This window comes from Bradyrhizobium sp. NAS96.2 (assembly GCF_001908235.1).
GTDB lineage: Bacteria > Pseudomonadota > Alphaproteobacteria > Rhizobiales > Xanthobacteraceae > Bradyrhizobium.
The window spans coordinates 1-9,796 of the sequence record NZ_LGHK01000258.1; the positions used below are offsets into that span (position 1 = coordinate 1).

Below are 9,796 nucleotides of genomic sequence, written 5' to 3' on the forward strand. Positions count from 1 at the left end.
TCGCCCTTGGCGAGCAGCGTTTGATTGACCAGGTCGAGCGCTTGCAGCGAGCCGGAGACGATCATGATCTCGTCCGGCGTGCAGGCGATCCCGGCATCGCGCTTCAGCTTCTCGGTGAGGAACTGGCGCAACGGCAGATAGCCCTGCGGTCCGTGCGCGAGATTGTAGGTCGCCAGATTCCTGCCCTCGCGCTTCAGCACGGCGTTGACCGCTTCCAGCAGCCCGTCGACCGGGACCTGGTCGGGATCGTTGTTGCCGCCGACGAAGCTGTATTTGGCGAGCCCGGTCCAGCGCGCGGCCGGCGCGGGCAGGCCGGCCGGAAGCAGTGGTGCAAAGTCGAACTGGGCTGAGGTGGACATGGACGTTTCGCTCCGTGTTGTTGTCGTTGAGAAGGCCAGCGGGAAGCGGCCTTCCGTGAAGTCAGTTCAATTCAGTTCTTGCCGACCAGCCGGATCGGGCGGCCCTGGCTGATGAAGGCATAGTGCCCGGGGCCGACGCTGCCGACCATCAAGGCCTCGACCGCCGGTTCCGCGATCTCGCCTGCGGCCGCCCAATCGACCACGAAATTCGCGCCGGTGCCGCCGCGGGTATCGGTCGTGGCGATCGCGACCTCGATCGTAGCAAACGGTTTTAGAGCGATCGGCGATTTGAGGTAGCTCTCCACCATCTTGCCTGATGTGTCGAAATAGGCGATCCGCTTCAGCATCAGGGGCCTCGTTTCGGAGGCGTTGTGCACGCTGAGCGTCACCGAGAAATCGGCCCTGAGCTTGCCCTGGCTCATCGACACGCTGGAATACACCGGCACGTAGAATGCACCGGAGGTAGTGAGACCTTCCGATGGCACCGCGGTCAGCGAGTTCGCGAAATTTTGTTCAATACTTGCCGAGGACTGTGCTAGCGCCTCGGTCACTCTCCCGGTGAGCAGGCAGAGCAAAACTGCCAGAAAAATGCCGCCTGCGCGGATGTGACACATTGCTCGGTTGATCCTCACGCCCGGCCCTCTAGGTTGCGGCAACAGGAAGTCTTTGACGCATGCATGAACTGATTCCCGATATCACGCTCTGTATCCTGTTTGCCTGGGGGATTGGGCTGCTCGCCCATTTCTCCCGGCAACCGCTGATACTGGCCTACCTTATCGCCGGCTTTTTCATTGGTCCATTCGGCATGGGCTGGGTCAAGTCCCAGGAGTCGATCAGCGTCATCTCGGAGCTCGGCCTGATCTTCATGCTGTTCATGATCGGGCTGGAAATCGACCTCAAGAAGATCATCCGTGCCGGCAAGGTCATCCTGTTCGCCGGCGCCGGCGAGCTGATCGGCGGCTGCCTGATCGGCGCGGCGCTCTTTGCCGGCATCGGGCTTGCGGTCGGCGGCGGCAAGTTCGATGCGATCTATCTCTGCGTCGCCTGCGCGCTGTCCTCGACCGTCATCATCGTCAAGGTGCTGTACGAGAAGCGTGAGCTGGACACGCTGCCGGGCCGCATCACGCTCGGCGTGCTGGTGCTGCAGGACATCTTCGCGATCCTGTTCCTGGCGGTGCAGCCGAGTCTGGACAATCTGCAGATCAGCGTCGTGCTGCTGTCGATCGCCCGCGTCGCGGTGCTGGTCGCCACCGCGCTGGTGCTGAGCCGCTACGTGCTGCCGCGGCTGTTCCACCAGATCGCGCGGCGGCCCGAGCTCGTGCTGCTCGGCGCGCTCGCCTGGTGCTTCCTGATCGGCGAGATCGCCGAACGGCTGCATCTGTCGCGCGAGATGGGCTCGCTGGTCGCCGGAGTGTCGATCTCGACCTTTCCCTACGCGCTCGACGTTACCGCCAAGGTCACGACGCTCAGGGATTTCTTCATCACGCTGTTCTTCGTCGCGCTCGGCATGACGATCCCGATCCCGGGCTTACAGGTGATCTGGCTGGCGCTGGTCATCGCGGCCTTCACGGTAGTGAGCCGCCTGATCACGACGTTCACGCCGCTCTATCTGATGAAGCAGGGCCTGCGCGCCAGCCTGCTGCCGGCGATCAATCTGGCGCAGATTTCCGAGTTCTCGCTGGTGGTGATCCAGACCGGCGTTGCCGCCAACCATATCGGGACCGAGACTGCGAGCGCGGCCTCGTTCGCCTTCGTGGTGCTGGCGGTGCTCTCGACCTTCGCGATGGGCCGCAGCGACCAGATCGTGCGCGGCCTGATCGGGCCGCTCAAGCGGATCGGGCTGCGCGATCTCGACCACGTCGGCGAGGGCCGCGGTGAGGCCGGCCAGGAGGGTGGGCACGGCGAGATCCGGCGCATTGTCATTCTCGGCTTTTTCCGCGCCGCGAGCGCGCTGGTCAGCCAGATCGAGCGGCAGAACCAGTCGCTACTCGAGCAGATCAGCGTCATCGACTTCAACCCGCTGGTGTTCCGCACGCTGTCCGACCGCGGCATGCACGTGATCTATGGCGACATCAGCAATGTCGATACGCTGGTGCACGCCGGCATCGGCAAGGCCGAGATCATCATCCTGAGCGTGCCGGATTTCCTCCTGGTCGGCGCCGACAATGAGAAGCTGGTGCGCCACGTCCGCGCCCTGAATCCGACCGCGCGGATCGTCGCCACCGCGGACCTGTTGACCGGTGTCGACGATCTCTATGCGGCGGGCGCCGACTATGTGACGGTGACCCGGCTCAGCGACGCCGGCGAGCTCTATTCGGTGATCGAAGCCGCCGACGCCGGCCTGCTCGACGACAAGCGGGCCGAGCTGGACGCCCAGCTCAGCGACCGGCGCGAGGTGCTGCCTTAAGGGGTACATCCACTTGCGCGATTGCGCCGTCAGGCGCGCCTTCGCTTGCGCGATTGCGTAGCCCGGATGGAGCCAACGGTCGCGCGAACGCGCGCCCGATGACAGGCTCCGCGAAATCCGGGACCACGCACGCGGAACACCCCCGGATTGCGCTTCGCTCCATCCAGGCTACGGGGCTACTGAGCATGATCCGGAAAAGTGGGCATCGGTTTTCCGGCGGGTTCGAGTTCAAACAACAAATCAAACAGGAAACGGGGGCCGTCCCCGGTCCTGGTATGCCTGCCGGACGCATGGCGGGTTGCATAATGATACTGGCGCCGACATCGGAACCCGGCTAATCCACTGCCTGCATAAAGCGAGATGTCAGGACAATGGCCGATACGATCCAGGAAGTGCTGCAAGCCTTTGCGAAGGGTGAACTCGTCGTCGTCACCGACGATGACGATCGGGAAGGCGAGGGCGATTTGATCGTCGCGGCGTCGTTCTGCACGGCGGAGAAGATGGCCTTCATCATCCGCCACACCTCCGGCATCGTCTGCGCGCCGATCACCACCGAGGATGCCCGCCGGCTGCGGCTCGATCCGATGGTGGCGCATAACGAGTCCAACCACACCACGGCCTTCACCGTCTCGATCGACTACAAGCCCGATGGCGGCACCGGCATCTCGGCCGAGGAGCGCGCCTCCTGCTGCCGCGCGCTCGCCAACCCTAACGCCGGCTCCAATGATTTTGCGCGCCCGGGCCACATCTTCCCGCTGATCGCGCGCGACGGCGGCGTGCTGCTGCGCTCCGGCCACACCGAAGCCGCGGTCGATCTCTGCCGGCTCTCGGGCCTGCCGCCGGTCGGCGTCATCAGCGAACTGATGAACGACGATGGAACCGTGATGAAGGGCGAGCAGGTCGCGAAATTCGCCGCCGCCCACAAGCTCAAGCATGTCACGATCGCTGATATGATCGCCTATCGCCAGGCGCGCGAGAAGCTGATCGAGCGGGTCGCGACCTTCACCACCGAAAGCCCGATCGGCCCCCTGCAGGGCTACGCCTATCGCTCGCCATTCGACGAGATCATGCACGCCGCCTTCGTCTATAACGGCATCGGCGATGGCCGGGACGTGCTGACCCGGCTGCACAAGCCCAACATCGTGAAAGACCTGTTCACCGGGCCGGCGCGGATGGAAGCCGTGCTGCGGCACTTCAAGGATGCCGGCCGCGGCGTGCTGGTATATCTGCGCGACGGTGCGGCCGGTGTTCCGGTCCAGCCGGTGGGCGAGCAGAAGTCGGCGGAGGCCGATCGCAACAAGCAATGGCGCGAAGTCGGCGTCGGCGCCCAGATCCTGCGCGATCTCGGCGTCACCTCGATCCGGCACCTGACGTCGTCGGTGCACGACTACAAGGGTTTGTCCGGCTTCGGCATCGAGATCGTGTCGAACGAAAAGTTCGACGGTTAGTACTGTCATTCCGGGGGCGATGCGCAGCATCGCCCCCGGGCATGGCATCCGCCCAATTCAATTGCGCTTCGCAGCATAGCGCTTTAATTTATCCGCCAATTTCCGAGTGACGATGCGAAAGGATGTTTCATGAGCGTGCGCCCCCAGGCCAAGGACAAGCCGGCTGCCGCCAGCTTCCAGTGGGATGATCCCTTCCTGCTCGACGACCAGCTCACCGAAGACGAACGCCTGATCCGCGATACTGCGCGGGCCTATGCGCAGGACAAACTGCTGCCGCGGGTCACCAAGGCCTATCTGGAAGAGAAGACCGATCGCGAGATATTCAACGAGATGGGCGAGCTCGGCCTGATCGGCGTGACGCTGCCCGAGGAATATGGCTGCGCCAATGCGAGCTACGTGGCCTATGGTCTCGTCGCCCGCGAGATCGAGCGCGTCGACAGCGGCTATCGCTCGATGAACTCGGTGCAGTCGTCGCTGGTGATGTATCCGATCTACGCCTATGGCGACGAAGACCAGCGCAAGAAGTATCTGCCCAAGCTCGCGACCGGAGAATGGGTCGGCTGCTTCGGCCTGACCGAGCCGGATGCCGGTTCCGATCCCGGCGGCATGAAGACCCGCGCCGAGAAGGTGGCGGATGGCTACAAGCTCAACGGCGCCAAGATGTGGATTTCGAACGCGCCGATCGCCGACGTGTTCGTGGTGTGGGCCAAGTCGGCCGCGCACGACAACCAGATCCGCGGCTTCATCCTCGAGAAGGGCATGAAGGGCCTGTCGGCGCCGAAGGTCGGCGGCAAGCTCAGCTTGCGCGCCTCGATCACCGGCGAGATCGTGCTCGACAACGTCGTGGTGCCGGAAAGCGCGCTGCTGCCCAACGTCTCCGGCCTCAAGGGCCCGTTCGGCTGTCTCAACCGCGCCCGCTACGGCATCTCCTGGGGTGCGCTCGGCGCCGCCGAGGACTGCATGCACCGCGCGCGCCAGTACACGCTCGACCGCAAGCAGTTCAACCGGCCGCTCGCTGCCACCCAGCTGGTGCAGAAGAAGCTCGCCGACATGGAGACCGAGATCGCGCTCGGCCTGCAGGCCTCCTTGCGCGTCGGCCGTCTGATGGACGAGGGCAAGATGGCGCCGGAGATGATCTCGATCGTCAAGCGCAACAATTGCGGCAAGTCGCTCGACATCGCCCGCATGGCGCGCGACATGCACGGCGGCAACGGCATCCAGATCGAGTATCACGTGATGCGCCACGCCGCGAACCTCGAGACCGTGAACACCTATGAGGGCACGCACGACGTCCACGCGCTGATCCTCGGCCGCGCGATCACCGGCATCCAGGCGTTCTCGTAAGCTCTTGCCTCCGTCATCCTGAGGTGCGCGCCTTCTTTGGCGCGCCTCGAAGGATGAACGGCCCGGCTCGTGCCCGACATCCTTCGAGGCTCGCAAGAGTTCGCGCCTCCCGAGTGAGCGCGAAGCGCTCATCCGGGGATGACGGCTCACAAGGAATCGGATCCCATGGCCGACAACGACGACATCCCGTTCAACCGCGACTTTCCGCTGAAGCCAGGCGTGGTCGAACAGGTCCGCCCCGGCGTGCGCCGCGTGCTCTGCAACAATCCGAGCCCGTTCACCTTCACCGGCACGGTCAGCTACATCGTGGGCGAGGGCAAGGTCGCGATCATCGATCCCGGCCCCGACGACGAGGCGCATGCGAAAGCGCTGCTCGATGCGGTCAAGGGCGAGACCGTGACCCATATCCTGGTCACCCATACCCATCGCGACCATTCGCCGAACACGCCGCGGATCAAGGCCGCGACCGGCGCGCCGGTTTATGCCGAGGGGCCGCACCGCGCCTCGCGCCCGCGTTTCGAGAGCGAGAAGCACAATCCGGAATCCGGCGCCGATCGCGATTTCCGGCCCGACATCGAGGTCAAGCACGGCGACGTCATCGAGGGCAGTGGCTTTGCGCTGGAGGCGCTCGCCACCCCCGGTCACACCGCAAATCATCTGGCGTTCGCGTGGGCCGAGCGCAGCATCAATTTCGTCGGCGACCATGTGATGGGCTGGTCGACCTCGATCGTGGCGCCGCCCGACGGCTCGATGATCGACTACATGGCTTCGCTGGAGCGGCTGGAGCAGCGTCCCGAGCAGATCTACCTCTCCGGCCATGGCCCGGAGATTCCGGAAGGCCCGCGCTTCGTCCGCTTCCTGGCGCGGCATCGCCGGGCGCGCGAGGCGTCGATCCTGCACCGTCTCGGCAAGGGCGAGGCCGACATCCCGACTATGGTGCGGGCGATCTATATCGGGCTCGATCCACGCCTCGCCAATGCCGCCGGTTATTCCGTGCTGGCGCATCTGGAGGATCTGGTCGCGCGCGGCGTCGTGGCGACGGATGGCGATCCGGTGATCGGCGGCACGTACCGGATGGTGTAGCCGTCATTCCCCGGTGCGCAATTGCGCACCTGAGGGCTCGCGCTGCGCGCGCCCCGGGATGACGGAGAGATTACTTCTTCACCGTCTTCGCCGGCGGGGCTTTCGGCGCGGCGGGGGCCGCCTTCTTCGCCGGCTTGGCGTTTTCGTTGTCGGCCGCGGTGTTGAGGTCCTCGATCAGCTTCTTGACCCGTGCGGCGTTGCTGCCGAGATCGGTGTCGAAATAGCGCGAGGCGGAGCGGATATCGACGCGCGAATCCTCGTCGTCGGGCGTGACCCGGATCGAGACGTCCTCGCGGAAGCCCATGATCGGCGTGCGCGCCACCGCCTCGATGCGGCCGATGCGGCGCGGCGGCTGCGGCGCGCGCGCGTCGATGACGAGCCATTTGCGCCGGTTCACCAGCCGCAGCGTCATCTCATACGCACGGTCGACCGGGGCTTCCAGTTCGACGGTTTCGATATCTGGATAGGCCGCGCGCTGCCTCTCGGCGGAATAGAGGCCGGCATAGGCGGCCGGATTGGTGCCTTCGCCGGTGCGCAGCCGTGCCAGCGCCTCGAATTTCGGCGGGTCGATGGCGTCGGTGGTGACGTCGTAGATTCGCGGCAGCTTGCGATACTGGTAGGTGAGGTAGGCCGGGTAAGCGAGGATCGCGGCGTCGATCAGGAACGCGAGCAGGATCCGGCCCATGCCGCGGGTGCCGTTCTGCCAGATCGCGGCGAAGGCGGCCAGCCCGAGCAGGATCGACAGGCCGGCGAGGCCCAGCGCCCCGAAGAAGGTCGCGAGAGCCGGTTTGACCTCGAGGAACCCGAACCGGACGATCAGGATCGAGACCACCACCGCGACGACGGAAAAGATGGCGAGGTTGCGCGACCAGGTGGCGAGACCGGACACGGGCTCCTGCTGGTAGGGAGCGGAAAACCTGCGCGCCATCGTCGAAAAATCTGCCGGTTGATGTCCCCGGCGACCTCAGCCGCCGCCAATGACCGTGTGAGATCACGGTCCTGCGGCGAATTCAAGGGATTTGGGCGGTGCTATTCACCCTCCCCTGGAGGGGGAGGGTCGACGCGAATCATAATGAGCGGCGGGGTGGGGTGATCCCTCAGCACGGGCACCTGTCTCAACGGAGGGACTGTCACCCCACCTCGGTTCGCATTCCGCTGCGCGTCATGCGAACCGATCCTCCCCCTCCAGGGGAGGATGATAGCTCGCCTACGCCGCGGCGGTCGGGAGGGTGTAGTCCTTGAACTGGTCGCGCAGTGCCGTCTTCAGGATCTTGCCGGTCGCTGTGTGGGGAATGCCGTCGACGAAAGCGACGTCGTCGGGCATCCACCATTTGGCAATCTTGCCGTCCATGAACTTCAGGATGTCCTCGCGCGTGGCGCTCTGGCCCTGCTTGAGCTGCACGATCAGCAGCGGCCGCTCGTCCCATTTCGGATGATGGACGCCGATCACGGCGGCTTCCGCGACTGCGGGGTGGCCGACCGCGAGGTTTTCCAGATCGATCGAGGAGATCCATTCGCCGCCGGACTTGATCACGTCCTTCGAGCGGTCGGTGATCCGCATGTAGCCGTGCTCGTCCATCGTCGAGACGTCGCCGGTGTCGAAGAAGCCGGCATCGTCGAGGATGTTGGCATCGACCCGGAAATAGGCTTTGGCGATCGCGGGACCCGAGACCTTGAGGCGGCCGAAGGTCTTGCCGTCCCACGGCAGCTCCTTGCCGGCATCGTCGGTGATCTTCATCTCGACGCCGAACGGCGGATAACCCTGGGTCTGCAGGATGTCGAGCCGCTCCTCGCCGGTGCGTTCGGTGAACGGCGGCTTCAGCGTCGCCAGCGTGCCGAGCGGGCTCATCTCGGTCATGCCCCAGGCGTGGCGCACCTGGCTGCCCATGTCGAGGAACGCCTGGATCATCGAACGCGGCATCGCCGAGCCGCCGCAGATCACCATCTGTAGATCCGGCAGCTTGACGTTGTTGGCGGCCATGTATTGCAGCAGCATCAGCCAAACCGTCGGGACACCGGCGGTATGGGTGACCTTCTCGGTCGACAGCAATTCGTACACCGAGGCGCCGTCGAGCTTCGGGCCCGGCATCACAAGCTTGGTGCCCATCGACGGGGCGGAGAACGCGATGCCCCAGCTGTTCGCATGGAACAAGGGCACCACCGGAAGCATTGTGTCCGAGGCGGAGGTGCCGAGCGCGTCCTTCGAGTTGGCCATCAGCGCGTGCAACACGTTGGACCGGTGCGAATAAAGTACACCCTTGGGATCGCCCGTCGTGCCGGAGGTGTAGCACATCGCAGCTGCGGTGTTCTCGTCGAAGGTCTTCCACTCGAACTTGCCGTCGGATGCCGCGATCCAGTCCTCATAGGCGACCGCGTTCTTCAGCGTGGTCTGCGGCATGTGCGCCTTGTCGGTCAGCACGACGTAGCGCTCGACGCTCGGCAGCTGGCTCGCGATCTTCTCCAGCACCGGAACGAAGGTGAGGTCGGTGATGACGATGCGGTCCTGGGCGTGGTTGACGATCCAGGCGATCTGCTCCGGAAACAGCCGCGGATTGACCGTATGGCAGATCGCGCCGATCCCCATGATGCCGTACCAGACCTCGAGATGGCGCCAGGTGTTCCAGGCGATGGTGGCGATGCGGTCGCCGAGCTTGATGCCGTCACGCTCGAGGCTCTGCGAGACCTTCAGCGCGCGGGCATGGATTTCGGCGTAGTTGGTGCGATGAATCGGACCTTCGACCGACCGTGTCACGACTTCCTGCGTGCCGTGATATTTGGCGGCGTGCTCAATAATCTTGTGGCACAGCAAGGGCCAATCTTGCATCAAACCAAGCATACGCAAATCCCTCCTCGATCCTCACGCATGATCTGCCGGCATCTTGGACGGCCGGCAGTAAAATCATGGAACTGACATGAACTGTAGCGCGGAGAAAGCAAGCCGAAAATGGCCTGATGGCGCGTTTCGCCGCGGGGGCGCGGCAATGGTTACCGCTGCCGCCGCGCTGCTTTGCCTTGGTATGCAAGCGGGCCCCGCGGAAGCTGCCCGCGGCGCGCCCACCTTTCCGTGGGATGATTTGTTCGGCACCCGGCCGCACAGGGCGCACAAGGCGGTCCGCCGTTCAGCCGTGCCGCTGCCGAAGCCGCGCCCCGCTGAC

General features: G+C 64.8%; 7 protein-coding genes and 1 pseudogene. 4 read left to right on the forward strand and 4 right to left on the reverse strand.

The genetic code is table 11. The features are described 5' to 3' along the window. Both AC628_RS38005 and AC628_RS38010 read right to left on the reverse strand, forming a co-directional pair. Positions 1–359, reverse strand: a pseudogene (locus AC628_RS38005) (PLP-dependent aminotransferase family protein); the annotation flags it as partial. A 71-nt stretch (positions 360–430) separates the two neighbouring features. Then, on the reverse strand, positions 431–973 hold the full coding sequence (locus AC628_RS38010; protein ID WP_074131768.1) for a DUF3124 domain-containing protein: 543 nt from the start codon (positions 971–973) through the stop codon (positions 431–433). A gap of 59 nt (positions 974–1,032) precedes the next feature. Between AC628_RS38010 and AC628_RS38015 the strand changes: the two genes are divergently transcribed. From AC628_RS38015 to AC628_RS38030, 4 genes are all read left to right on the forward strand, one after another. After that, a complete protein-coding gene (locus tag AC628_RS38015; RefSeq protein ID WP_074131769.1) occupies positions 1,033–2,766 on the forward strand; it encodes a cation:proton antiporter in 1,734 nt (577 codons plus the stop codon). Positions 2,767–3,137: 371 nt separating this feature from the next. Next, positions 3,138–4,214: a 3,4-dihydroxy-2-butanone-4-phosphate synthase gene (gene ribB / locus AC628_RS38020; protein ID WP_074131770.1), complete on the forward strand. Its 1,077-nt coding sequence runs from the start codon at positions 3,138–3,140 to the stop codon at positions 4,212–4,214. Positions 4,215–4,343: 129 nt separating this feature from the next. Next, complete coding sequence (locus tag AC628_RS38025; protein ID WP_074131771.1) at positions 4,344–5,558, forward strand: acyl-CoA dehydrogenase; 1,215 nt, start codon at positions 4,344–4,346, stop codon at positions 5,556–5,558. A gap of 165 nt (positions 5,559–5,723) precedes the next feature. Beyond that, positions 5,724–6,641: an MBL fold metallo-hydrolase gene (locus tag AC628_RS38030; protein WP_074131774.1), complete on the forward strand. Its 918-nt coding sequence runs from the start codon at positions 5,724–5,726 to the stop codon at positions 6,639–6,641. 70 nt (positions 6,642–6,711) lie between these two features. Here the strand turns inward: AC628_RS38030 and AC628_RS38035 are convergent, their stop codons facing one another. Further along, complete coding sequence (locus AC628_RS38035; RefSeq protein WP_074131772.1) at positions 6,712–7,569, reverse strand: DUF1499 domain-containing protein; 858 nt, start codon at positions 7,567–7,569, stop codon at positions 6,712–6,714. A 279-nt stretch (positions 7,570–7,848) separates the two neighbouring features. Then, positions 7,849–9,477 carry a fatty-acid--CoA ligase gene (locus tag AC628_RS38040; RefSeq protein WP_074131773.1) on the reverse strand — a complete coding sequence of 543 codons (1,629 nt, stop codon included), beginning with the start codon at positions 9,475–9,477 and terminating at the stop codon, positions 7,849–7,851. Between the last annotated feature and the right edge of the window lie 319 nt (positions 9,478–9,796).

Excerpts from the sequence above, each read along its gene's own strand:
- AC628_RS38010 (WP_074131768.1), bottom strand. The coding sequence starts at position 973 with ATGTGTCACATCCGCGCAGGCGGCATTTTTCTGGCAGTTTTGCTCTGC.
- AC628_RS38015 (WP_074131769.1), top strand. The coding sequence starts at position 1,033 with ATGCATGAACTGATTCCCGATATCACGCTCTGTATCCTGTTTGCCTGG.
- ribB (WP_074131770.1), top strand. The coding sequence starts at position 3,138 with ATGGCCGATACGATCCAGGAAGTGCTGCAAGCCTTTGCGAAGGGTGAA.
- AC628_RS38025 (WP_074131771.1), top strand. The coding sequence starts at position 4,344 with ATGAGCGTGCGCCCCCAGGCCAAGGACAAGCCGGCTGCCGCCAGCTTC.
- AC628_RS38030 (WP_074131774.1), top strand. The coding sequence starts at position 5,724 with ATGGCCGACAACGACGACATCCCGTTCAACCGCGACTTTCCGCTGAAG.
- AC628_RS38035 (WP_074131772.1), bottom strand. The coding sequence starts at position 7,569 with ATGGCGCGCAGGTTTTCCGCTCCCTACCAGCAGGAGCCCGTGTCCGGT.
- AC628_RS38040 (WP_074131773.1), bottom strand. The coding sequence starts at position 9,477 with ATGCTTGGTTTGATGCAAGATTGGCCCTTGCTGTGCCACAAGATTATT.